The organism is Corynebacterium nasorum, from assembly GCF_022345765.1.
GTDB classification, from domain to species: domain Bacteria; phylum Actinomycetota; class Actinomycetes; order Mycobacteriales; family Mycobacteriaceae; genus Corynebacterium; species Corynebacterium kefirresidentii.
The window spans coordinates 55,771-77,938 of sequence record NZ_JAKRDR010000006.1 but is presented as its reverse complement, the minus strand read 5'-3'; the positions used below and the strand labels follow the sequence as shown (position 1 = coordinate 77,938).

26 protein-coding genes and 1 pseudogene are annotated in these 22,168 nt (G+C 58.5%); 9 read left to right on the top strand and 18 right to left on the bottom strand.

The features are described 5' to 3' along the window. Positions 1–87 precede the first annotated feature (87 nt). From MHK04_RS06290 to secY, 4 genes are all read right to left on the bottom strand, one after another. The gene (locus tag MHK04_RS06290) at positions 88–939 is read right to left on the bottom strand and encodes a L,D-transpeptidase (RefSeq protein ID WP_239208136.1); all 852 of its coding nucleotides are present in this window, start codon (positions 937–939) and stop codon (positions 88–90) included. Positions 940–1,004: 65 nt separating this feature from the next. Continuing rightward, positions 1,005–1,799, bottom strand: a complete 795-nt coding sequence (map, locus tag MHK04_RS06285) for a type I methionyl aminopeptidase (protein ID WP_239208137.1) — start codon at positions 1,797–1,799, stop codon at positions 1,005–1,007. A gap of 2 nt (positions 1,800–1,801) precedes the next feature. After that, on the bottom strand, positions 1,802–2,347 hold the full coding sequence (locus MHK04_RS06280) for an adenylate kinase (RefSeq protein ID WP_023020592.1): 546 nt from the start codon (positions 2,345–2,347) through the stop codon (positions 1,802–1,804). Next, entirely contained in the window at positions 2,347–3,672 is a 1,326-nt protein-coding gene (gene secY, locus MHK04_RS06275) for a preprotein translocase subunit SecY (RefSeq protein WP_049360584.1), read from the bottom strand. The genes MHK04_RS06280 and secY overlap by 1 nt, the downstream gene beginning before the upstream one ends. A 376-nt stretch (positions 3,673–4,048) precedes the next feature. On the opposite strand from secY, the gene MHK04_RS06270 reads away from it, so the two are divergent. After that, on the top strand, positions 4,049–5,356 hold the full coding sequence (locus tag MHK04_RS06270; RefSeq protein ID WP_239208138.1) for a class I SAM-dependent methyltransferase: 1,308 nt from the start codon (positions 4,049–4,051) through the stop codon (positions 5,354–5,356). Positions 5,357–5,367: 11 nt separating this feature from the next. Further along, on the top strand, positions 5,368–6,870 hold the full coding sequence (locus MHK04_RS06265) for an FAD-binding oxidoreductase (RefSeq protein WP_239208139.1): 1,503 nt from the start codon (positions 5,368–5,370) through the stop codon (positions 6,868–6,870). A 108-nt stretch (positions 6,871–6,978) separates the two neighbouring features. On the opposite strand, the gene MHK04_RS06260 is transcribed toward MHK04_RS06265, so the two are convergent. The 7 genes from MHK04_RS06260 to rpsH form a co-directional block, all read right to left on the bottom strand. After that, complete coding sequence (locus MHK04_RS06260) at positions 6,979–7,467, bottom strand: hypothetical protein (protein ID WP_023020588.1); 489 nt, start codon at positions 7,465–7,467, stop codon at positions 6,979–6,981. 239 nt (positions 7,468–7,706) lie between these two features. After that, entirely contained in the window at positions 7,707–8,153 is a 447-nt protein-coding gene (gene rplO, locus MHK04_RS06255; RefSeq protein WP_005322777.1) for a 50S ribosomal protein L15, read from the bottom strand. A gap of 3 nt (positions 8,154–8,156) precedes the next feature. Next, positions 8,157–8,342 (bottom strand): 50S ribosomal protein L30, encoded by a 186-nt coding sequence (gene rpmD, locus MHK04_RS06250; RefSeq protein ID WP_023020587.1) that lies wholly within the window; start codon positions 8,340–8,342, stop codon positions 8,157–8,159. 3 nt (positions 8,343–8,345) lie between these two features. Next, positions 8,346–8,969 (bottom strand): 30S ribosomal protein S5, encoded by a 624-nt coding sequence (gene rpsE, locus MHK04_RS06245; protein WP_023020586.1) that lies wholly within the window; start codon positions 8,967–8,969, stop codon positions 8,346–8,348. A 40-nt stretch (positions 8,970–9,009) separates the two neighbouring features. Beyond that, positions 9,010–9,411: a 50S ribosomal protein L18 gene (gene rplR, locus MHK04_RS06240; RefSeq protein ID WP_005322788.1), complete on the bottom strand. Its 402-nt coding sequence runs from the start codon at positions 9,409–9,411 to the stop codon at positions 9,010–9,012. A 3-nt stretch (positions 9,412–9,414) separates the two neighbouring features. Beyond that, entirely contained in the window at positions 9,415–9,951 is a 537-nt protein-coding gene (gene rplF, locus MHK04_RS06235; RefSeq protein WP_023020585.1) for a 50S ribosomal protein L6, read from the bottom strand. A gap of 15 nt (positions 9,952–9,966) precedes the next feature. After that, positions 9,967–10,350 carry a 30S ribosomal protein S8 gene (rpsH, locus tag MHK04_RS06230; protein WP_005322799.1) on the bottom strand — a complete coding sequence of 128 codons (384 nt, stop codon included), beginning with the start codon at positions 10,348–10,350 and terminating at the stop codon, positions 9,967–9,969. A 355-nt stretch (positions 10,351–10,705) separates the two neighbouring features. Here rpsH and MHK04_RS06225 point away from each other — a divergent pair, with 355 nt between their 5' ends. Together MHK04_RS06225 and fdhD are read left to right on the top strand one after the other, a co-directional pair. After that, positions 10,706–10,954 (top strand): DUF6457 domain-containing protein, encoded by a 249-nt coding sequence (locus MHK04_RS06225; protein WP_049358612.1) that lies wholly within the window; start codon positions 10,706–10,708, stop codon positions 10,952–10,954. After that, positions 10,954–11,772 (top strand): formate dehydrogenase accessory sulfurtransferase FdhD, encoded by an 819-nt coding sequence (gene fdhD, locus MHK04_RS06220; protein ID WP_239208140.1) that lies wholly within the window; start codon positions 10,954–10,956, stop codon positions 11,770–11,772. Before MHK04_RS06225 ends, fdhD begins: the two co-directional genes overlap by 1 nt. Here the strand turns inward: fdhD and MHK04_RS06215 are convergent. Further along, on the bottom strand, positions 11,769–12,554 hold the full coding sequence (locus MHK04_RS06215) for a formate/nitrite transporter family protein (protein WP_239208141.1): 786 nt from the start codon (positions 12,552–12,554) through the stop codon (positions 11,769–11,771). The two genes, fdhD and MHK04_RS06215, sit on opposite strands and share 4 nt — an antisense overlap. Positions 12,555–12,944: 390 nt before the next feature. Between MHK04_RS06215 and MHK04_RS06210 the strand changes: the two genes are divergently transcribed. Together MHK04_RS06210 and MHK04_RS06205 are read left to right on the top strand one after the other, a co-directional pair. Continuing rightward, a complete protein-coding gene (locus MHK04_RS06210; RefSeq protein WP_239208142.1) occupies positions 12,945–13,292 on the top strand; it encodes a hypothetical protein in 348 nt (115 codons plus the stop codon). 47 nt (positions 13,293–13,339) lie between these two features. Further along, positions 13,340–13,576: a hypothetical protein gene (locus MHK04_RS06205; RefSeq protein ID WP_239208143.1), complete on the top strand. Its 237-nt coding sequence runs from the start codon at positions 13,340–13,342 to the stop codon at positions 13,574–13,576. A gap of 110 nt (positions 13,577–13,686) precedes the next feature. Here the strand turns inward: MHK04_RS06205 and rplE are convergent, their stop codons facing one another. From rplE to rplN, 3 genes are read right to left on the bottom strand one after another with little or no spacing between them, the layout of a single operon-like run. After that, on the bottom strand, positions 13,687–14,238 hold the full coding sequence (gene rplE / locus MHK04_RS06200; protein ID WP_023020566.1) for a 50S ribosomal protein L5: 552 nt from the start codon (positions 14,236–14,238) through the stop codon (positions 13,687–13,689). Positions 14,239–14,240: 2 nt separating this feature from the next. Beyond that, positions 14,241–14,555: a 50S ribosomal protein L24 gene (gene rplX / locus MHK04_RS06195; RefSeq protein WP_023027809.1), complete on the bottom strand. Its 315-nt coding sequence runs from the start codon at positions 14,553–14,555 to the stop codon at positions 14,241–14,243. Positions 14,556–14,559: 4 nt separating this feature from the next. Next, complete coding sequence (gene rplN, locus MHK04_RS06190) at positions 14,560–14,928, bottom strand: 50S ribosomal protein L14 (protein WP_049378875.1); 369 nt, start codon at positions 14,926–14,928, stop codon at positions 14,560–14,562. Between the two features lie 530 nt (positions 14,929–15,458). Here rplN and MHK04_RS06185 point away from each other — a divergent pair. Next, positions 15,459–16,376 carry a hypothetical protein gene (locus tag MHK04_RS06185; protein WP_239208144.1) on the top strand — a complete coding sequence of 306 codons (918 nt, stop codon included), beginning with the start codon at positions 15,459–15,461 and terminating at the stop codon, positions 16,374–16,376. Between the two features lie 218 nt (positions 16,377–16,594). Here the strand turns inward: MHK04_RS06185 and MHK04_RS06180 are convergent. Beyond that, a pseudogene (locus MHK04_RS06180) lies at positions 16,595–18,642 on the bottom strand (sucrose-specific PTS transporter subunit IIBC). A 133-nt stretch (positions 18,643–18,775) separates the two neighbouring features. Beyond that, on the bottom strand, positions 18,776–19,984 hold the full coding sequence (locus tag MHK04_RS06175; RefSeq protein ID WP_239208145.1) for a glycoside hydrolase family 32 protein: 1,209 nt from the start codon (positions 19,982–19,984) through the stop codon (positions 18,776–18,778). 20 nt (positions 19,985–20,004) lie between these two features. On the opposite strand from MHK04_RS06175, the gene MHK04_RS06170 reads away from it, so the two are divergent. Together MHK04_RS06170 and MHK04_RS06165 are read left to right on the top strand one after the other, a co-directional pair. Then, positions 20,005–20,964, top strand: a complete 960-nt coding sequence (locus MHK04_RS06170; protein ID WP_239208146.1) for a carbohydrate kinase family protein — start codon at positions 20,005–20,007, stop codon at positions 20,962–20,964. After that, positions 20,886–21,278: a multidrug transporter gene (locus MHK04_RS06165; protein WP_239208147.1), complete on the top strand. Its 393-nt coding sequence runs from the start codon at positions 20,886–20,888 to the stop codon at positions 21,276–21,278. The genes MHK04_RS06170 and MHK04_RS06165 overlap by 79 nt, the downstream gene beginning before the upstream one ends. 36 nt (positions 21,279–21,314) lie before the next feature. Here the strand turns inward: MHK04_RS06165 and MHK04_RS06160 are convergent, their stop codons facing one another. Next, positions 21,315–22,157, bottom strand: a complete 843-nt coding sequence (locus MHK04_RS06160; RefSeq protein WP_239208177.1) for an ABC transporter ATP-binding protein — start codon at positions 22,155–22,157, stop codon at positions 21,315–21,317. Between the last annotated feature and the right edge of the window lie 11 nt (positions 22,158–22,168).

The window sequence follows — 22,168 nt, the reverse complement described above, 5'->3', positions numbered from 1 at the left end:
ACTTGCAGATCAAAGAAATCCCCCAACACCGGCCCCCTTCTCGGGGAACCAGCGCGGGGGAATCAATGAGCGCAGTGGCGGGAGGTTTTAGTAAATGAATACCTTATCGCCGACCTGCACGTTATCCCAGTAACGCTTTGCAGCGTCCGGCGGCAGGTGTACGCAACCATTGGAGTCAACGGCCGGGTCATCCAGGTGGAAGGCGTGGCCATTGTTGGTGAAGTAGATGGAGTACGGCATCGGCGCGTTATTGAACTCGCGGGAGATTTCGTGCTCTACCTTGCGGGTGACGTGGAAGGTGCCGCGTGGGGTTTCCTGACCTTGCATGCCAGCCGACATTGCCGGGGAAACATAGGAGACCTTTCCACCGTCCTGCAGCCAGGTGCGGCGACCGTTCAAGTCAACACACACCTTGGCATCCGCTGGGCACGGACCACGGTCAAACTCGTTAGCGCGGCGTTGTGCTTCCGCCTTGCGTGCGGCAGCCTCGGAGCGAGCCTTCTCAGCGGCAACGCGCTCGGCATTAGCGCGGGCCGCAGCCTCGCGAGCCTTGCGTGCTTCCTCATTCTTCTGAGCAATCAGACCCGGGAAGAGGAATTCAACGGCGCCATCCACCGCAGTCTGAACGCTAGGAACCAGCTCAGGAGAGAACTTCTCCGACTGGTCCAAAATCTGGTTGCGGGTGTTCCACGCCTGCTCGCGGGTCTGGCCGTAGAAATTATCCAGCTGTGCCTTTGCATCAGCGGTGAGCCTATCTAGGCCGGACTGAGAAGAGAGCTGTGCGAGGTCAGAGTTTGCCTTGGAGCGGAGCTGATCCAGGTTAGGAACCTCCTGGGCAGTAGCGGCAGGAGCCGCAACGGTGGCACTCAAGGCCATCACGCTAGCGACTGCGGGCGCTGCGACCGTGGCACGGAACTTGCGGAAGCTAAATTTAGACATAGCTGTGAGTATAACCTTTCGGGGGGTATCTGCCTAGTACAACAGGCAATATTGGGGAATATATGTCAGTAGCGACGGGTGAGAATACGGGGACCATCGGCGGTGGCGGCCACCGTATGCTCCCAGTGGGCGGCAAAGGAACCATCGAGGGTAACGACCGTCCAGTCATCCTCCAAGACGGCGGAATCCTCTGTGCCCAAAGTTAGCATGGGTTCGATGGCCAGTACGGAACCTTCCTGAATCAGCGGGCCGCGTCCGGGCCGGCCTTCGTTAGCTAGGTAGGGATCCTCATGCATGGTGCGGCCAATTCCGTGTCCGCCGTAGCCATCGACGATAAAAAGCTCCACACCGAATTTGTCCTCGGCACGGCGGGTGGCTTGCTCTAAGGCATGGGAGACATCGGTAAGCAGATTGCCCGGAACCATAGCTTGCATGCCTTCCATAAGGACCCACTCGGTGGCCTTATTGAGGGCCTCGACATCTGAATCGAGCTTGCCCACGGCGAAGGACCATGCGCTATCGCCGACCCAGCCGTCGAGCGTGGCCCCACAATCAATGGAAACTAGGTCACCTTCGGCGAGGACGGTTTCCTGGTCTGGGATTCCGTGGACGATGACATCATTAACCGAAGCGCAAATGGAGCCCGGGAAGCCCTCGTAGCCCTTAAAAGTGGGATATGCCCCGGCATCGCGAATGGTCTGCTCGGCCACTGCATCTAGCTCGAGGGTAGATACGCCAGACGCCGCAGCAGCGCGGACTTCCTGCAGTGCCTTGCCGACGATCTCGCCGGCGGCCTGCATGGCGTCTAACTCACCCGGGGTGCGGGCGGGGATGCGCTTACTGCGGCGTCGAAAAGCCATGCTTACTTACCCAGTGCTTCCATCGCACGGGCGTTGATTTCCTCCACGGTACCTTCGGCCTTGATGGGGATAATGGCATCGCCGTAGTGTTCAATGAGCGGGAAGGTCTCCTCACGGTATACACCGAGACGGGTGCGAATGGTCTCCTCGTTATCGTCGGCGCGGCCGCGAGCCATCATGCGCTCGACAACTACGTCCTCAGATACTTCGAAGTTGAGCACGCCGTCGAGCTTTTCGCCCTTCTTGGACAGCAGCTCTTCCAGGATGTCTGCTTGCTCGGTAGTACGAGGGAAACCGTCCAGCAGGAAGCCATTCTTGGCATCGTCCTGGTTGAGGCGATCCTCGACCATACGAGCGGTGACGTCGGTAGGTACCAGCTTGCCTGCGTCGATATAAGACTTTGCTTCCACACCCAGCGGGGTGCCTTCGCCAATATTGGCGCGGAAGAGATCGCCGGTGGAGATGTGCGGAACGTTCAGCTTCTCGCTGAGGATAGCTGCCTGGGTGCCCTTGCCGGCACCGGGAGGGCCTAGAAGTACAAGACGCATTACTTAAGTAGTCCTTCGTAGTTGGATTGCAGTAGCTGGGACTCGATCTGCTTGACCGTAGTCAAAGCGACAGAGACCATAATCAGGATGGCCGTACCGCCAAAGGCGGAGGTACCGCTGGCAGAAGCGCGGCCCACACCGAGATCCAAGAGGATATTCGGCAAAATGGCGATAACTGCCAAGTACAGGGCGCCCACGCACAGCAGACGGTTCATCACATAACCAAGGTACTCCGCGGTCGGACGGCCCGGGCGGATACCCGGAATGAAGCCACCATACTTCTTCATATTATCCGCCTGCTCTGCCGGATCGTACTGAACCGAAACGTAGAAATAAGCGAAGAAGATAGTCAGCACGAAGTACAGCACGATGTACTGCCAGGACGATGGCGCCTGCAGGTGTGCGATGACATTGCGCTGCCACCAGTTATCGGGGGTACCGGCGGAGCCAGAGTTCACGATCTGGGTAATGAGCACCGGCATGTAGATAAGGGAGGAGGCAAAGATGACCGGAATAACGCCGGCCTGGTTGACCTTCAGCGGCAGGTAGGTAGAGGAACCACCGTACTGACGGCGGCCAACCATGCGCTTGGCGTACTGGACCGGGATACGGCGCTGGCCCTGCTCGATGAAGGTGATGCCCACAACGAGGACAACCAAGCCAGCAACGACCATGGCAAAGACGAGGCCACCGTTATTCTGCAAAATGCTGACACCATCGGTAGGCAGGCGGGTTGCAATGCCGGCGAAGATGAGCAGGGACATACCGTTACCAATGCCCTTTTCGGTGATGAGCTCGCCCATCCACATCACCAGCACGGCGCCCGACGTCATGGTGATTACCAGGACGATGAGGGTAAAGAAGTTACGGTCTTCTGCCAAGACCTGTACGCCCTGGCCCAGCAGCTGCTCGCGGTCTGCCAGTGCGACGATGCCGGAGGATTGTAGCAACGCCAACGCTAAGGTCAGGTAGCGAGTGTACTGGGTCATCTTGGCCTGACCGGACTGGCCTTCCTTCTTCAATTCCTCGAAGCGGGGAATGACCACGGTCAACAGCTGCACGATAATCGAGGCCGTAATGTACGGCATGATGCCGATGGCGAAGATCGACAGCTGCAGCAATGCGCCACCCGAGAAGAGATTAATGACGGAGTAAAGGTCTCCGGACTGCTCGGTCAGCTGGCGCAAGCGGCCAGCAATTGACGCATAGTCAACACCCGGGGACGGGATCTGTGCGCCGACGCGGTACGCAATGACCATCACGATGGTGAAAATGATCTTCTTACGTAGGTCGGCATCCTTAAAAGCCTGGATAATGGCGGACACTACAAAATCCTCCTGGCCTACCGCTGCCGAACGCGAAATCTAGGGAGGGTTTCGCGCTCATACACGGAGGTGGAAACTCATCTGCCCCTAGGAAACCGCACCCCTTAAGCCGGACGGCTAAGGGGAATTTTAGGCTTCTTTCAGGGACGGTTGAACACTTATGACCCCACAACCCTACCAGCCTTGTCCCCCATAGCCACATTAATACCCAATAGTGTGACCATCATTGCTTGTTCTTTCGCACGTTTTGCCTTCGGGGTTTACCATGAGGGGGTATTGCACACATGCAATCCCCTAGTAAAGTCTCCGACCTCACAGCCCCATGAGCCACGAGGCCGTTATTGGTGTGAACCAACTATTTTCGAAAGAAGTACTTATGAAAAAGAAATTCACGCCGATGACCGTAGCTGAGATCATCGACGTATTTGTCCCTAGCCCCAATCCCTTCCGCTGGGAAGCCTTCGACGGATCCGCGACCGGACCGGAGGATGCCCAGTACAAGGTGACTATTAACAGCCTTGAAGGCTTGTCTTTTATAGCCACCCATCCCGGCGATGTGGGATTCGCCCGCGCCTATGTCACCGACGGCATCACGGTCCACGGCGATCACCCAGCCCACCCCTATGGCATCTTCGACGCCCTACATGCCATGTACGACAAGTTTGAAAAGCCGGATGCGAAGACACTGGCGCGCGTGGTGCGCTCGCTGGCGTCCATGGGCGCCTTCCAGATCCAGCCTGTTCCCGAGGTAGAGCGTGCCTCTTGGCTGCGCCGCAAGCTACACGACGGCCTATCCAAGCACTCGAAGCAGCGCGATGCTGATGTCATTTCTGATCACTACGACGTGGGCAATGACTTTTATGAGCTCTTCTTGGGCGATTCGATGACCTATACCTGCGCCTACTACCCTTCCCCAGACGCCACCTTGGAGGAAGCGCAGGAGAATAAATACCGCCTCATCTTCGACAAGCTGCGCCTCCAGGAGGGCGACCGCCACTTGGACGTGGGCTGTGGCTGGGGCGGCATGGTGCGCTACGCGGCGCGCCGCGGCGTGAAGTCCATTGGCGTCACCCTATCCAAGGAACAGGCCGAGTGGGGCCAGCGCAAGATTGAGGAGGAAGGCCTCCAAGACTTGGCGGAAGTACGCTTCATGGATTACCGCGATATCACCGAAGAGGGCTTCGATGCTATCTCCGCCATCGGCATTATCGAGCACATCGGTGTAAAGAATTACGATGACTTCTTCAAGTTCCTCCATGGCAAGTTGAAGGTGGGCGGCCTGATGCTCAACCACAACATCACCTACCCGGATAACCACAAGACGCCCAAGGGCGGCTTCATTGACCGCTATATCTTCCCGGACGGCGAGCTCACCGGCTCCGGCAATGTCACCAAGGCGATGCAAGATAATGGCTTCGAAGTCATCCACACCGAGTCCCTCCGGTTTGATTACATGCGCACGCTGCATGACTGGTGCGAGAACCTGAAGGACAATTGGGACGAGGCCTGCGCAACCGTGGGCCTACCCACCGCTCGCCTCTACGGCATTTATATGGCCGGATCCGAATGGGGCTTTGAGCGCAATATCATCAACCTTTATCACTTCCTCGGCGTCAAGCTGGGCGAGGCCGGCTCCCGCGCCGGTGTGCCTGAGCGCCGCTGGTGGGAAGATAGCCGCTTTTAAGGAGGGGTGCCATGACTCTCATTGATAATCTGCGCGAACGCCTCGCCGCTGCCCAACCGCGACCGGTGGATGCCATGCCCATTGAGCCGGTGGGATGGACGGCGCACCAAGAGGGCGTCGACAAGCTGCTGGCGAGTTTCCGTGCTGTCCCGGCCGGAAAGCGCGTGCGCCTAGCCAAGAAGACCTCCAATCTCTTCCGTAGCCGCAGCGAGGCGCAGGAAGGCCTCGACGTATCCGGCCTTAGCGGCGTCATTGAGGTCGATCCAGTTGCCCGCACGGCCGATGTGCAGGGCATGTGCACCTATGAGGACCTCGTGGATGCCACCCTGGCCCATGGCCTCATGCCCTTCGTCGTACCGCAGCTTAAGACCATTACTTTGGGCGGTGCGGTTACTGGCATGGGCGTGGAATCCACGAGCTTTCGCAATGGCTTGCCGCACGAGTCCGTCCTCGAGATGGACGTGCTTACCGGCACGGGTGAGATCCTTACCTGCTCCCGCGAGCAGAATGTGGATCTCTTCCGTCTCTTCCCCAACTCCTATGGCTCGCTGGGCTATGCGGTGCGCCTGAAGATCGAGTTAGAGCCCGTGCCCGCCTATGTGGAATTGCGCGAGGAGCGTTTCCACACCGTGGAGGAGGCGAGCCGCGTGCTTGCCGACGTCGCCTCTTCCCACACGCACCGCGGCGAGCCCGTCCATGGCCTCGACGGCGTGGTCTTCTCCGAGGACGAGGCCTACCTCGTCTTCGCCCGCTTTACCGACGAGGAGGGCCCAACCTCCGATTACACGCGGGACAAGATTTACTACCGCAGCCTCCAGCACGCCTCTGACATCCGGCGCGACCGCCTGACCATCCGCGACTATATCTGGCGCTGGGATACCGACTGGTTCTGGTGCTCGCGCGCCTTTGGCGCGCAGAACCCGAAGGTGCGCAAGGTGTGGCCGCGCGAATTGCGCCGCAGTTCTTTTTATTGGAAATTGGTCCGGCTCGACCGCAAATACGAGCTGGAATATAACTTCATCAAAAAGCCCCACGGCAAGCCACGTGCTGAACGCGTGGTCCAAGATATCGAGGTCACTCCAGAAAACCTGCCGGAATTCCTCCATTGGTTCTTTAATGCTTCCGATATCCAGCCGGTGTGGCTCTGTCCAATCCGACTTCGCGATGGCGTGGAAGAGCTAGTAGGCACCGGCGACCTCGCCTCTAACTCGAGCGACCCCTGGCCGCTCTACCCGCTTCGCCCCGGGCAGACCTGGGTCAATGTTGGCTTTTGGTCCGGCGTAGAAGGCGACCACGTCGACCCTTCCGCCCCGAATAATGGCGCTTTCAACCGCGTCATTGAATCCAAGGTCAACGAGCTTGGCGGACACAAGTCCCTCTACTCCGAAGCCTTCTATTCCCGGGAAAAATTCGAAGAACTCTACGGTGGCAACCTTCCCGCCACCATCAAAGCGGTTACCGATCCGGATGACCGCTTCCCTGGCCTGTACGAAAAAACCGTAGACGAGGCCTAGGCCTTCCCTCCCCCGCGCCTACCCTGGTTGGAAAAGCATAAAGGGTGGAACGCCCTCCCCGAGCGTTCCACCCTCCTTTTCGTCCCGAAGTCTTGGGACACTCGCGCTTTAGTAGGCCGCGGTGATGTTGTCGTAGCCGTTGATCTTCAGGGCGTCCATGACGCGCTGCACAGCTGCCTCATCCTTCTCCGGGTTATAGGTCTCCGGGAAGGTCAGGTGAGCAGAGTGGTCATCCTTAAACTCGATGTTCATGAACTCGTGGCCGGCCTCCTGGGTAGCTAGGGCCAGCTCACGCTGCACGGCCAGCTTACCGCTCTGCAGGTTGCCACCGTTGAACCCTGGATCGACCTCTTCGGCACCCTCTGCGTCACCGTTGATGACGTCTTCCTTGTCACCGGTGATACGGCCCTTCTCAGCGTGAGCGCCGGGCTGCTGGTCCTGAGCGTTCTGCTCGCCAACTTCGGCAGGCGCGGTCTGAGTGGTCTCAGCAGGATCCGGCTGGGAGAGCTGTTCCTGGGCGTCGACTGGGCCGGTAGAGCCGGCAAATGGCATGATGGCAGCGACTGCGGTTGCGAGCAGCGAAGAAATAGACGACATAAGAGTCTCCTTAACGGTAGATGATTTTCAACTAAGATTGACTTTAACACTCATGAATATATATCGCCATACCGGCAACCTTATTTATTAATAAAGGTTTCCTGTCAGCTATTTCCAGCACCAATTGTGTCCATAACCAAGGTACTGTGCTCTATACCGGCACCAGGGCGCTTACCAAACGAAATCATCCCCCTGCTCCGCTGGTGCGGAGAGGGGGACGAAAATCTACTTGAAAGAGATTACTTGGTGTTGGCGGATCCGCCAGCAGCCTCGATCTTCTCTACAGCAGACTTGGAGAACTTATCAGCGGTGACGTTCAACTTAACGTTGATGTCGCCGTTGCCCAGAACCTTGACCGGCTTATTAGCGCGGACCAGGCCAGCAGCTGCGATGTCAGCAACGGTGATGTCGCCGCCATCTGCGAACTTCTCAGCCAGGTCAGCAACGTTGACTACCTGGTACTCAACGTGGTTCGGGTTCTTGAAGCCCTTCAACTTAGGCAGACGCATGTGGATCGGCATCTGGCCACCCTCGAAAGCAGCGGAAACCTGCTTACGAGCACCGGTGCCCTTGGTACCGCGACCAGCGGTCTTACCCTTGGATGCCTCACCGCGGCCAACGCGGGTCTTAGGCTTATTTGCTCCTGCGGTTGGGCGCAGGTCGTGCAGCTTGATGATATCAGCCATGGTTTACTCCCCTGCCACTTCTTCGACGGTGACCAGGTGGCGAACCTTGTGAACCATACCGCGAACGATCGGGGTGTCCTGCTTAACTACGGACTGACCGATGCGCTTGAGGCCGAGGGCCTCAATGTTCTTGCGGTGGTTCGGCTTGGTGCCCACCAGGCCCTTTACCTGTGTAATCTTCAGAGCCATTGCTTATGCCTCCTGACCTGCGCGCTTGCGCAGCATACGGGCCGGGGTGACCTCTTCGATGGACTTGCCACGACGTGCGGCAACCTCTTCAGGGCGGACCAGCTGCTTGAGGCCGTCCACGGTAGCGCGGACGACGTTGAGTGCATTGTCGGAGCCCAGGGACTTCGACAGGATGTCCTGCACGCCAGCGCATTCAAGCACTGGACGAGCAGCACCACCGGCGATAACACCGGTACCAGGTGCGGCAGGCTTCATCATAACGATGCCAGCTGCGTCGCGACCCTCAACCGGGTGGGTGATGGTGCCGGCAATCATCGGAACGCGGAAGAAGTTCTTGCGAGCCTCTTCAGCACCCTTCTGGATTGCGGCCGGGACTTCCTTGGCCTTGCCGTAGCCAACGCCAACCTGACCCTGGCCGTCACCAACGACGACGAGAGCGGTGAAGGACATGTTGCGGCCACCCTTAACGGTCTTGGAGACGCGGTTGATGGTCACAACGCGCTCGATGTACTTATCGCGCTCGTTGTCCTGGTGGTTACGACGATCGTTGCGGCGGCCGTTGCCACCGCGGTTGTTCTTGTTGTTCTCGGCGGAGCGTCCGCCGTCACGCTGTTCACGGTCCGACATTAGGCGTTCCTTCCGTTGATGTTTCCGTTGACGATGATCATTAGAACTTCAGACCACCTTCACGTGCGGCGTCAGCCAGCGCAGCGACGCGGCCGTGGTACTTGTAGCCTGCGCGGTCAAATACGACGTGCTCGATGCCAGCGGCCTTTGCGCGCTCGGCAACCAGCTCGCCTACCTTGGCAGCCTTGGCCTTCTTATCGCCCTCGAGTGCACGAACGTCCGCCTCCATGGAGGATGCGGAGACCAGGGTGTGGCCTGCCAGGTCATCGATGACCTGGACGTGCATGTGACGTGAGGAGCGGTGAAGAACCAGGCGCGGTGCCTCAGGGGTGCCGCGCAGGGTCTTACGGATACGGAAGTGACGGCGTGCGCGTGCTTCGCGACGACGGGAGGAGATGTCCTTGCCGACTGGAGTGCGCTTGGTGTTTTCAGTGTTTGCCATTGCTTACTTACCCGTCTTTCCGACCTTGCGACGGATCTGCTCGCCTTCGTAGCGAATACCCTTGCCCTTATAAGGATCGTCCTTACGCAGACGACGGATATTAGCGGCGATCTGTCCGACTAGTTGCTTGTCAATACCGGTAATGGACAGCTTGGTTGCGCCGTCCACTGCGAAGGTAATTCCCTCCGGAGCCTCGATGAGGATCGGGTGGGAGTAGCCCAGGCTGAATTCCAGGTCCTTGCCCTTCTGCTGGACACGGTAGCCGACACCGAAGATTTCCATCTTGATGGTGTAGCCCTCGGTCACGCCGATAACGGCGTTGTTCAGCAGGGAGCGGGACAGACCGTGCAGAGCACGGTGCTTGCGGTGGTCATCAGGGCGGGAGACGGACAGTACGCCGTCTTCCAGGTTGATGGCGATTGGCTCTGGAACGTTAACGCTCTGGGTACCCTTTGGGCCCTTCACCTCAACGTCTTGGCCGTTGATCTTGATTTCGACGCCGTTTGGCACGGCGATTGGTGCTAGACCGACTCGAGACATGTGTCAAACCTCCCTTTACCAGACGTAGGCGAGAACTTCTCCGCCTACGCCCTTCTCCTCAGCCTGACGGTCAGTCAGCACGCCGTGGGACGTGGAAATAATAGCCACGCCCAGGCCGCCCAAGACCTGTGGCAGTTCGGTGGACTTTGCGTACACACGCAGACCCGGCTTAGACACGCGACGCAGGCCAGACAGGGAGCGCTCGCGGTTGTTGTACTTCAGCTCGAGGGACAGGGTGTGGCCCTCGACGGTGTAGTCAGCGATGTAGCCTTCCTGCTTCAAGATGTCGGCAATATTTGCCTTCAGCTTGGAGGTAGGCATCGACACGGTGTCATGGTGCGCATTACTTGCGTTGCGCACACGCGACAGCATGTCGGCAATAGGATCAGTCATAGTCATATGAGTGACCGTGTACCTTTCTCGTTGCGGTTCCCGTGCTCACCAAAGCGTTCTCCGTGTGATTTCGGGCTACTCACGCTCCCCACGGTCAGTACCGTGAGGCGCTCGCCACCCTTTGATTCAGACAACGGTCCGCTATCTACGGCGAGGGGCCTACAACAAAGTTGATGTTCAGTTCTTGCAACGGCTCGGCGCTTTCTGCAGCTCAGCGTGCCAAAATTCGCAATGATCGAGGCAAGCCGAAGCCTCGGCGCAAGCACGAGGTACTATGCTACGCCATAGCCTGGGGTTTTCCAAATAGTCCCGCCCAGTCATTAGAGTCAAGACCAGCACGAACATAAACAAGGAGATGGCTATGACCCAAACGCATGAGGACCCCCTCCAATCCGCCCACGAGTGGCTGGAAGAAGCCGCCCGTCACCTTGGCCTCGATCCACAAGAGGCAACCGCGCTCACCCGGGAAATCCTGGACTTAACCAAAGACGTTGCACATAATCGCTCCCGCCCGGCGGCCCCGCTTACGGCCTTCCTCGTCGGCCTCGCTTCTAGCGATGTAGACGAAGCACGTAGCAATATTGACACCCTAAAGCAGGTGCTGCAGTAGTGGCCGGCCGCAAGAATTCCACCTTCGCCGTCACCAAGGTCCGTTTGGGAGAAAGCCTGCAGGTTGATACCCGCGCCGATACTGTCGCCGGCGAGGAGCCCCTGGAAATCCGCGTGGGCGGCCAGACCATTACTACCACCATGCGCACTCCCGGCCATGACATCGAGCTGGCGCACGGTTTCTTGCATTCGGAAGGCCATATTGCCTCGCTTGGCGACGTCACGGAGGCCCGCTACTGCGCCGGCTCCACCGTCGACGGAATGAATACTTATAATTTGCTCGACGTCGATCTAGCGAAAAAGAATGTGCTGGACCTAAGTGATCTGCGCCTGACCACCACAACCTCCGCCTGCGGCGTCTGCGGCACCTCCTCTATCGAGGCATTAATCAAGCAGACGCGTTACCCGATTCCCCACGTGCCGGTGGATCCCTATGTCGTATCCAAGCTGCCCGAAGCACTTCGCGCCGAACAGAAGCAATTTAAAAAGACCGGCGGCATTCACGCCGCCGGTGCCTTCACCTTGGCCGGTGAACCGGTTGTCATCCGCGAAGACATCGGCCGGCACAATGCCGCCGATAAGGTCATCGGTCACCTTCTGCTAGAAGATCGACTGCCTTCTGACGATCTCATTTTGGTAATGAGCTCGCGCGCCAGCTTTGAGCTCGTCCAAAAAGCGGCGATGGCCGGCTTCGGAATGCTGGTTGCCGTCAGCGCCGCCTCCTCCCTAGCGGTGGAAACGGCCCGCGAGACCGGCATGGCGCTCGTGGGATTTGCTCGCGGCGACCGCTTTAATGTGTATTCCGGCGAGCTCGCCTAGTCGCGGTAGGCCTCTGGGCCGCGGTTGAGCCACGAGTACACTCCGCCAACCAATAGGCCGCCGCCAATGAAGTTGCCGATCCACACCAGGATCCAATTGAGCGCCACGTTGCCAACAGTCAGGGTTGCCGGCACTGGGTCGGAAGCGAAGAGCGTGATGCTAAACAGGCAGAAGTTCGCAATAACGTGTTCCAGCCCCAACGCCACGAAGGCGCCGATAATCGGGATAATCACGAAGAACTTCGAAGCCGCGTCCTTGGCAAAAATGGCTCCCACGATACCCATATTGACCACGAAGTTCGCGGCAATTGCCTCTACCACCATGCCTTGCGGGGACTTGGTGAGCTTGCCTTCAGAAACCGTCACCAAAAGGTGCGAGGGATCTAGGTCAGCGAACTTGGCAGACATCGCCATAATGGCGGCAAAAATGATCGCGCCCACCAGGTTGAAAATGGTGGTGATAAGCAGCAGGTACAGGGCCTTGCCCCACGTCACGTGCTTATTGCTGGCGGCATAGACCATGTACATCATGTTGCCGGTAGCCAGATCGGCCCCCAAGAGCAGAATGGCGAAGAGGCCTACGCCGAAAAATAGGGCGAAAGCCACGGAGCCCATTCCCGGCGCAACGCCGTTGACGGCCTGGCCTACCACACCGGCAAAGGCGGTACCGATGCACAGGTACACACCCGCCAAGGTAGCGCGAACCGCAAAGCGAGCGAAGGATTCATCTAATAAGGTGACCTTCTTGACGGCCGCCGCCTTGGCGGCATCATTGAGAGACATTTCTACCTCATTAATTAGAGAGAATTAAATCCTTCTAATCTTATCCTGACCACCTGATTCCGCGTCAATTCCGGGTAAGCATGCCCCTGCGTTGTAAGCTAGAGCTTTCCTATTACCCGTAATTTCTCTTCGGAGGTCGCATGGATTCCCAACCCCGGCCGCGGAGGGGAACCGAATCGGCTGCCCACTAACGGACGCCGGAGCGTTCCATCGCGATCCGACCGCACAAATGCTGATCGCCAGTGGCGCCAGACCGAAACGCGCACCCGCCAACAACAGCGCCGCCGCCCACCACGCCTCATTGAGGACACCTCACTTCCCCGCCACCGTCGCAAACCCACCCTGTGGGAGCGAATCAAAAAGGTATGGAAGTCCTCCGGCATCCTTCGCGTGGTTATCGGCATCGTTGCTACCGTGTTACTCGCCAGCACAATCAACCGCGTGGTCAACCCACCAGAGGGTCTAGAGACCAATGAGGTCACCGCAGAAGAGGCACCTGCCATCGATCCTTCACCTGCAGTCGAGCTCTTCATCCCAGCTATTGAGGTCCATGCCGATTTTCAGGACGGCTCCTGCCTCGTAGCCAACGGTGCCATCAATCCGGATTCCATGAATAAGGCCTGCACCTACACTGCCGAAGACCGCCATTATTCACTGCCGGCCACGACGGCTCAAGACATCGTGGTCATCGCCAGCCATACCGGTGTGGGCGTACCGGGCGTGTTTAATAATCTCTAGATGGCTCCACGAACGAGCAAAAGGTCCATCTGGGAGACAAGCTCTACGTGCGCACGCAGAATTCCGGCCAGAACTGGCTCATCTATACCGGTACCGACTTACACGACCCAGATAAACAGGGGCTTTCTGACGACGCTTCTATTTGGGGCGAGGGCCCCATGCCCGGCCGTTTTCTCACCATCAGTTGCATTCAACCTGCCAACCCTTTGGAGCCGGGAGTGCGCAACGCGGTCGTCGGCCGGCATTATGAGGGCACTACGCACACCGAGACCGAAAGCGCCTAAGCCGCACTGGCAGGAGCCAGCGCCTTCGCCCCGTGGAATTCGAAGCGCTCGGTAAAACTAGAAAATCCCAACGCCCCTTTCCGGGGAGTTGGGATGTCTTAGCGCTCTATTTACTTGAACGGGAAGCCAAGCTCGCGCAGGAGCTTGCGCCCCTCGTCGTCGTTAGTAGCGGTGGTAACGACGGTGATGTCCATACCACGAGGGCGGTCGATCTTGTCGATGTCGATCTCGTAGAACATGGACTGCTCGGACAGGCCGAAGGTGTAGTTGCCGTGGCCGTCGAACTGCTGATCAGACAGACCGCGGAAATCACGAATACGTGGCAGCGCGATGGTCAGCAGGCGGTCTAGGAACTCCCACATGCGGTCGCCGCGCAGGGTAACGCGTGCGCCAATGGGCATGCCCTCACGAAGCTTGAAGTTCGCGATGGACTTCTTAGCGCGACGCAACTGCGGCTTCTGACCGGTAATAGCGGTCAGATCCTCGAGTGCGCCGTTGATGACCTTGGAGTCACGTGCGGCTTCGCCAACACCCATGTTGACAACAACCTTGGTGACACCAGGGATCTGCATGACGTTGTCGTACTTGAACTCGTCATTCAGGGTCTTGCGGATTTCCTCGCGGTAGCGAGTCTTCAGACGCGGGGTGTAGTTCTCGCTCATTTTTAGATGTCCTTCCCGTTGCTACGCGCGATACGGACCTTCTTGCCGTTCTCGTCGAAACGGTAGCCCACGCGGGTCGGGTTGCCTTCGGAGTCAACGATCGCAACGTTGGACACGTGGATCGGTGCTTCCTGGGTAACGATTCCGCCGGACTCGGCGCCACGCTCGGCAGCAGAGTTTGCGACGTGCTTCTTGATGCGGTTAACGCCCTCTACGAGGACCTTGTCACGCTTTGGGTATGCCTCGATGACCTTGCCCTTCGCGCCCTTATCTGGGCCCGAAATGACGATCACCATATCTCCCTTATGGATCTTCATAAGACTAGATCACCTCCGGTGCGAGAGAAACGATCTTCATGAAACGCTTGTCACGAAGTTCGCGAGCAACCGGTCCGAAGATACGGGTACCACGAGGCTCGCTATCGCCCTTGAGAACAACTGCAGCGTTCTCGTCAAAGCGAATGTAGGAGCCGTCTGGACGACGGGTTTCCTTCTTCGCGCGGACGATAACTGCCTTTACAATGTCGCCTTCCTTGACGTTGCCACCTGGGACAGCGTCCTTGACAGTCGCGACGATGACGTCGCCGATGCCAGCGGAGCGTCGGACAGAGCCGCCGAGAACGCGGATGCACAGCAGTTCACGTGCACCAGAGTTGTCGGCGACGCGCAGACGCGATTCTTGCTGAATCACTATGGGTCTCCTGACCTGGATTGATGTGCGGTAAGATTTCCGTCCTTGCCGCACGCGGTCTACAAACTTGCGATGCTCAAGCCTTGACAACGGACTGTGCCGAAGGGTCTCGGACCGGCGGTTCGGAAACGCACCACTACGGGCCGACCAGCTTTTGCAACCTATACATTCAACCACACGCCAGCGCCCATACCAAAACGCCGCTTAGTGATTACCGACGCCCCCCTACCTCCACATATATTTCCGTCAGTACACCCACTTACCCCTCGGCCTCTTATTTCGAATACTACGACACGCATAGGCTCCAAAATCATCGCCACAATCTGCACATATGAACCACACTTTAACAACGCTCAGTGCAAAGTCCATCGCGCAGCCATTCTAATGGTTTGATCTTTCACTGCTGTAACGCATGAGAATTTCAGTTAACTTCTGATTTTCATGCAACAACTGCAAATTCTGTGACTACTGGTATTTGCCCGCGAAAGACGTTTCTTTGCTCTTTCCCATATTTCCCGAAGGAGAAACACATGAAGCGTTTGCCACAGACCCTGACTGCTGCTGTACTGACCGGCGCACTCGCCTTTGGCGGCGCAGCTATTGCACAGGCTCAGATGCCACTACCGGCTTCCATCGAGACCAATGGCATTACCTACGACAAGCAGCCCGACGGCAGCTACGCACCACGCAACCGCTTTGAGAACCCAGCCGGCGAGGACACCGTACCTACCCTCACTGAGGATCAAGCTCGCGCCATCTGGGAGCGTCAGCAGTCAAAGGATGGTGAAAGCGCTGATCCTGAGACCCCTGGAAACGAGACTGACACTGAAGGCACAGCCGACGCCGAGGGTACTGACTCCGAGAGCTCCAACAAAGAAGGTATCCCTGCTCCAGCTACGAAGAAGGACGCCGAGGGCAACGAGTGGTACCAGAGCCTGAAGGATCCGAAGGTTTACGTCAACGACCCAGCTCTGGTGAATGAAGAGATCACCGACGAGATGCGCAATTCTTACGCTGAGGCGTTCCTGTCTGAGGATTCGAAGCCTGAATTCGACAAGAATAAGCTGGCTTGGTTGGCACTGCCAGCTGCACTGATCATCGGTGGCATCACCTGGTACCTTTCCCAGGACGGCAAGACCTACGTCAAGGACGAGGCACGCAAGAACCAGGAACCGACCGCTGAGGAAAAGGCTGCTTCCGAGCAGATGCTGAACGCTAACAAGGACGAAGTTATCGCCCAGGTCGGTCAGCTCGCTAAGGGCGACGCTGCCCAGGCTGAGGTTCCTTCCGCACTATCTGCCCCGGCAACTGGCGAATCTGCAGACTCCGCACGTGGTATGTCCGCTGAGACCGGCTCCAACTCCGTTGCACAGGCTCTGGCTGCTCTGGCCGTAGCTGCAATGGTTGCTGCTGGCGCTTTCACCGCACGCCGCAAGTTCTTCGCTTAAGCAAGAGCCTCCCTACTAGATAGGAAACTGAATTGAGACTTGCTGCGTCGGTCGGGCTTCGGTCCGGACGGCGCAGCTTTTTGCTGTGGACTCCCTGGTGCATCGCAATTCGCTTGGGCTCCAAATGAGCTTTTGGCCATGGGGACACAGTTGTTTCTAATACGCCAACGGCCGAACTGGGAAGAAGTATCTCTCAGTTCGGCCTTTGTTCTTTAGAGCTAGCTGGTTGTACTGGAAGGCTCGTCAGTGGATGCAGGTGTAGCTGCATGGCCAGTGGTCGGTGTGGATGCTGGCTCGGGCTTGGGATCCACGGTGAAGATATCGGTACCGGAGCCAATAAGTTCGCCGGGGCGGAAGGCCTCAGTAGGGATGACCGGGCCGGTCTTCTTCGAATTCGAGACAACCACCGGAGTGGTCACGGGAAGGCCGGCGGCCTTGATAGCGTCGATATCGAATTCGGCGAGGATATCGCCCCGCTTGACCTCATCGCCCTTGGTGACGTGGGAGGTGAAGTGCTCACCCTTGAGGTTTACCGTATCGAATCCGATATGCATGAGGATATCGATGTTGCCCACCACTGAGTCCTTGGCACGAATGGCATAGGCATGGTGGGAGGGAAAGTAACGGTGATTTTGCCGTCGGCAGGCGCAACCAGCTTGCCCACGGTGGGCTCGATTGCCACGCCCTGGCCTAGCTTGCCACCGGCAAACATAGGATCGCTGACCTGAGACAGTGGCACGGCGGTGCCCTCCAGTGGGGAGAAGATGGTGCAGGCATCGTCGGCAGCTACCGCGGCTGGGGTAGCAGCGACAGCCTGAGCTTCGGCTGCGGGAGGATTGACCTCGTCCGGATCGATGGAGCCATTCTTCCGAATGAGCACGCGGCCGTAGAGGTACGCGCCCACAAAGGCAATCACGAAGGAGATGACACCACACAGGAGGAAGGTCGGCACAAAGCGGGGGACGGAGACGAAACCGATGAAGCCGGCGGCGCCGAGGGCATCGGCAAGCACGCCAAAGATGGCGATGAAGGCAGAAGAAATGGCGGAAGCCGCCATACCGATATAAAACGGCCAGCGCAAGCGGAGGTTCACGCCGAAGATAGCGGGCTCAGTAATACCGAACAGGGCAGAAATGCCGGAGGCACCGGCCAGCCCTTTGAGCTTTTCGGAGCGGGCCAGGAAGTATACGGCGAGCGCGACACCACCTTGGGCGATATTGGCCATGGAGGCAATCGGGAAGATAAAGGAACCGCCCTCGTTCCACAACATCGTCTCAATCGGCGGGAAGGATTGGTGCAAGCCGGTAATCACAATCGGCGAATAAACAAGGCCGAAGAGGAAACCGGCCACTGGACCGGCAAAGTCATAGAGGTTAGCTAGTCCCATGCCAAGCCACTCGCCGGCCGTGCGCAGGATGGGCCCCAGGCCCATAAAGGTTAAGAAACCGGTAATGAGCAGCGTGAGCAGCGGGGTAAGCATGAAGTCCACCGTGCCCTTGAGGTGCTTGTGCAGGAATTTCTCCAAGGTGGCGAGGATCCACGAAATCACCAAGATAGGAAGGATGGAACCTTGGTAGCCGGCCTGGGCGACGTCGAAGCCAAAGATATTCCAATAGGACATCTCGCCGCTTTCAATCGCTTCAGCCACGTTGTAGCCGCTGACCAAATCCGGCATGACCATCGCCATAGCCATACCGGCGCCAAGGAACTCGTTGCCACCAAAGCGCTTCGTCGCGGTAAAGCCGACGAGGATGGGCAGAAAGGCGAACGGCGCGGCGGCGAGCAAATTAACTAGCCCGGCAAAGCCTTCCCACGCCGGGAACATCTCGATGACGGATTTATCGCCAAACAGGCCTTCGGCCGTCAAGACGTTATTGAGAGCCATGAGCAAACCGCCGCCCAATAGGATGGGGATGAGCGGCACGAAGATATCCGCCAAGACTTTGACGGCTCGGCTAAACCAGTTGCCGGATTCAGCAGCGATGTCTTTTAGACGGTCGGTGGATACGGCCACGTCCTTGGAAATCAGGTTGGTCATTTCCTGGAAGACGATATTGACGTCACCAGGGCCGACGATGACCTGGAACATGCCGCCAGCCTCAAAGGTGCCCTTGAGATCGGGGTCATTATCCAGCGCGGCGGTATCCACCTTGTCCGAATCTTGTAGCACCATGCGCAGGCGCGTGGCGCAGTGCGCGAGTGCGATGATGTTGTCTTCGCCGCCGAGCGCCTTAAGCGTGCGGGCGGCTACTTCCTTGTGGTCCATAGATGAGCCCTTCAGTGTAATGGATCACATCCTGATACCGGACGTGACTACATATGTCCATTACAGCTGGAATTCGGGCCTAAGTCCACACATTCGGGCGGAGTGTTGGCAACTTCACCGGTGATAGGTACACCTACCCGCGCGGTTCCCACCCCTGCCACGGTGACTCGCCAAACACCGCGAACGAAGCAGCAATCCGACCACCCCCGGCATAGACCTCAACGGCGCAGCCATCCGCAATCAAGCGCATCTCACCATCCGGGCAGTCGATGGGTTCTCCGCCATTAAAGGAAATGGTCCCGTCGCGTTGGGTGACGCGGAAAGCTTCATCCCCGACGGCGTCGATAAGAGCAAAGGAACCTTCGCCCTTGATATCGATGGTGGAGCCAAAGCCTTCGGGCCCGTGGGTCTCCGGCAAGGCAGACCACAGCGGCTCTTGGTGCAAGTAGTCACCCTCAAGCCAGATGCGGCGTGGCAGGGTCAAGGTGTGCACCCAGCCTTGCGTCGGAGTGTCATCCTGGGCGGGCATGCCCATCCACCCCAGCAGGATGCCGTCCTCGGTAGCCTGCGGCGCATAAAACTGGGTGCCGTGATCCAAGAGTGTAAAGCCGCGCTCAATGTGAAAATCCAACCCTTCGAGCGTGCCCACGACATAGCCGCAGCGGTCCGTTTCTGCTTGCGGGCAAAAGATGAGTACCTGCTTGTCCCCTAGCGTGAGGAGATTAGGGCACTCCCACATATATCCGCCCGGCAGCTGGGAAGGATCATCGAAAACAATCTCGCTCTGAAAGTCCCACTGCGCTAAGTCCTGGGAGCGGTAGAGAACAATGGTGCCGCGTTCATCTTCGGTTTGGGCCCCGATGACCATCCGCCAACCGTCACCGTCGCGGGTGATCTGTGGGTCACGGAAGTGGCCCGTATAACCCCCCGGGGAGTCCGGGATGAGGGGGTTATTCTCATCGCGGAGATAGATGCCGCCTTCAGGGCCCGAAGGGTCGAGGGCGCGCACGCGGTTCTGCGAGGGAATGCGGCGGCCGTCTTGTTTCAGGTTGCCTGTATAAAACAGCCAGACATCGGTGCCATCGACCACCGCGCCGCCCGAATAGCATCCATCCTTGTCATAGGGCAGATCCGGGTATAAGGCATCCGGGTGGTGTTGCCATGGCGTGGGCGCGGAAACACGTGTGGTCGCATGGCCCCAGCCGGTGCGCTTGGGCTGGCGCGGGAAGGCAGGGTCATGCTGGTAGTAAACATGCAAGGTATCACCGTCTACAAAGACACCATTGGGATCATTGAGGCGGCCTTGTGGTGGGGCAAGGTGAAAATTGGGCCGGTAGTTCATATCACCGATACTATGAAAATATGACTATTCATGTGTGCGGTGAAGGGCTCGTGGACCTCGTTCCAGTAGCCCCTGGCAGCTTGAACGACCACACCCCGGCGCTGGGCGGCGGGCCATTTAACGTGGCCATCGCTGCCGCGAGACTGGGGGCGGACGTAGAGTTCCAGTCCCGCCTTTCTACCGATGGATTTGGCCAGGAACTCGTTGGCCACCTTGAGGCAGAAGGCGTGACCACCACCCACCTGCAGCGTGGCGATGAGCCCACCACGCTAGCCGTCACGACCATCCATGAGGACGGCTCCGCTTCCTATAACTTCTATATCGAGGGCACCGCCGACCGCTTGGTTGAGCCACAATTGGTTCCGGCCGATATCGCGTGCTTTGGCACGGTCTCCCTTGCCCTTGAACCTGGCGCCTCCCGCTATGCGCAACTATTGAAGGATTTCGCCGCACAAGGTACCTTGGTCGCCCTCGATCCGAATATCCGCCCGTTCTACGCCACCCAGGAGCACCGAGAATTCCTAGCGGACCTGCTCCCCCACGTCACTGTGCTCAAGCTTTCCGACGAGGAGGTGGAATTCCTCGGCACCGACCTCATTTCCCAGGTCCCCGTCGTCGTAATTACCCGCGGCAGGGAGGGCCTTAGCGTTCAGGCCGGTGACACCGCACTACAGGTGCCGGCCGCAAAGGTCACCGTCGCCGACACCATTGGCGCCGGCGATACCATCATGGCCGCATTGTTGACCCAGATTGATGAGCGCGGGCTCGACGCCACCGCTTTGTCTGAACTAGGAACTGCGGAGTGGAAGGAAATCCTGTCCTTCGCCGCGGCCGCCGCAGGGATCACCGTTTCACGCAAAGGTGCTAACCCACCACGGCGTGAGGAAGTAGAGTCAGCGCTATGCCCTACACCAAGCGCACCCTGTGGCTGCACTCCGCGCTCTTTATCCTCGCGTTTCTCGCGTTTATCCTGCCCGTAGTCTTTGGCACCTCCGCTCTACTTCCTGTTTGGTTGACCGGCGGGCTGAGTTTGGGGCTTGCGGCTTGCACGCTTGTCGACGCCGCCTATAAGTTCTTCGCCCCCACCTCCCCACGTAGCCTCCGCCTGCTCTCCGGGCTTGCCGGCCTCGTGCTGCTCATCGGCTGGGGCATCTGGGTCTATATCTACGGCAATATGGCGGCCGTCGGCACAGGATCTTATCGAATCGGCACCTTTTTGCTCGGCGCAGGAAGTGTGCTCAATCTTTTTGTAGTGGCAATTTCCTTTCTAGATATACAAAGAAAGGTCAACTAGAGCGTCTGGGCAATAGCCACAATTGGCAGGTTTCCACTAATGCGCCGCTACGACGCGGCGGGGAACAATGATGGGGGCATCGCCCAGCGGATCCTCCCAGGCTTCAGCCTCGATGCCATAGGCCTGCGCCAAGACCTGCGGGGACAGCGCTTGTTTCGGCGCCCCGCGCGCGATAATTTTTCCGGCTTTCATCACCACCATGGAATCAGAATAGTGGCCCGCCAGCATGAGATCGTGCAGGACTACAACCACTGTTTTGCCCGCCTGCGCTTGTGCGCGTGCCAACTCCAGCATGCGCATGGCATGGGCGGGGTCGAGAAAGGTTGTGGGTTCGTCGAGAAGCAGCACAGGCGTATCTTGTGCCAGTGCCAACGCCAGCCAGACGCGTTGGCGCTGCCCACCCGATAGCGAAGCGATATCACGATCGAGGAAGTCCACAATGTCGGTAGCCTCGCAGGCCTGCGCGATAATCTCCCGATCCGTAGCGGAAAGGCCGCGCATCCTCCCCTGATAGGGATGACGCCCGCGCGCGACCAACTCGCCTACCCGCAGCCCATCGGGGGCCACGGGGTGCTGTGGCAGCAGCGCCACCTGCTGCGCGGCATCCTTCGCGGACAGCGCATGTAGGTCAGCTTCCCCGACCATGACGCTGCCCTGCCGCGGGGCCAGGATTTTCGAGAGGGTTTTCAGCAGCGTGGACTTGCCGCAGCCATTGGGCCCAATGAGCGTGGTGACTTCGCCGGCGCGGGCGTGCAGATCGACGCCGGCAAGGATATCCTCGCCATCCTTATATCCCGCATGAATGCCGGTGGCGTGGAGGCTACACCGAGGCTTCGCGCTCGTGGGCTGTTTAGGCTGATTAGGCCGATTATTCGTCATATCTTTTCCTT

Bases quoted from the DNA above. Each gene is read 5' to 3' on its own strand.
- MHK04_RS06165 (WP_239208147.1), top strand. From the start codon at position 20,886: ATGCCCTACACCAAGCGCACCCTGTGGCTGCACTCCGCGCTCTTTATC.
- rplO (WP_005322777.1), bottom strand. From the start codon at position 8,153: ATGGCTGATATCATCAAGCTGCACGACCTGCGCCCAACCGCAGGAGCA.
- rplX (WP_023027809.1), bottom strand. From the start codon at position 14,555: ATGAAGATCCATAAGGGAGATATGGTGATCGTCATTTCGGGCCCAGAT.
- MHK04_RS06290 (WP_239208136.1), bottom strand. From the start codon at position 939: ATGTCTAAATTTAGCTTCCGCAAGTTCCGTGCCACGGTCGCAGCGCCC.
- rplR (WP_005322788.1), bottom strand. From the start codon at position 9,411: ATGGCAAACACTGAAAACACCAAGCGCACTCCAGTCGGCAAGGACATC.
- MHK04_RS06225 (WP_049358612.1), top strand. From the start codon at position 10,706: ATGACCCAAACGCATGAGGACCCCCTCCAATCCGCCCACGAGTGGCTG.
- MHK04_RS06185 (WP_239208144.1), top strand. From the start codon at position 15,459: ATGAAGCGTTTGCCACAGACCCTGACTGCTGCTGTACTGACCGGCGCA.
- MHK04_RS06280 (WP_023020592.1), bottom strand. From the start codon at position 2,347: ATGCGTCTTGTACTTCTAGGCCCTCCCGGTGCCGGCAAGGGCACCCAG.
- MHK04_RS06270 (WP_239208138.1), top strand. From the start codon at position 4,049: ATGAAAAAGAAATTCACGCCGATGACCGTAGCTGAGATCATCGACGTA.
- rpsE (WP_023020586.1), bottom strand. From the start codon at position 8,969: ATGTCGGACCGTGAACAGCGTGACGGCGGACGCTCCGCCGAGAACAAC.
- MHK04_RS06160 (WP_239208177.1), bottom strand. From the start codon at position 22,157: ATGACGAATAATCGGCCTAATCAGCCTAAACAGCCCACGAGCGCGAAG.
- rplE (WP_023020566.1), bottom strand. From the start codon at position 14,238: ATGAGCGAGAACTACACCCCGCGTCTGAAGACTCGCTACCGCGAGGAA.
- MHK04_RS06170 (WP_239208146.1), top strand. From the start codon at position 20,005: ATGACTATTCATGTGTGCGGTGAAGGGCTCGTGGACCTCGTTCCAGTA.
- rplF (WP_023020585.1), bottom strand. From the start codon at position 9,951: ATGTCTCGAGTCGGTCTAGCACCAATCGCCGTGCCAAACGGCGTCGAA.
- rpmD (WP_023020587.1), bottom strand. From the start codon at position 8,342: ATGGCTCTGAAGATTACACAGGTAAAGGGCCTGGTGGGCACCAAGCCG.
- MHK04_RS06175 (WP_239208145.1), bottom strand. From the start codon at position 19,984: ATGAACTACCGGCCCAATTTTCACCTTGCCCCACCACAAGGCCGCCTC.
- rpsH (WP_005322799.1), bottom strand. From the start codon at position 10,350: ATGACTATGACTGATCCTATTGCCGACATGCTGTCGCGTGTGCGCAAC.
- map (WP_239208137.1), bottom strand. From the start codon at position 1,799: ATGGCTTTTCGACGCCGCAGTAAGCGCATCCCCGCCCGCACCCCGGGT.
- MHK04_RS06215 (WP_239208141.1), bottom strand. From the start codon at position 12,554: ATGTCTCTCAATGATGCCGCCAAGGCGGCGGCCGTCAAGAAGGTCACC.
- MHK04_RS06265 (WP_239208139.1), top strand. From the start codon at position 5,368: ATGACTCTCATTGATAATCTGCGCGAACGCCTCGCCGCTGCCCAACCG.
- MHK04_RS06260 (WP_023020588.1), bottom strand. From the start codon at position 7,467: ATGTCGTCTATTTCTTCGCTGCTCGCAACCGCAGTCGCTGCCATCATG.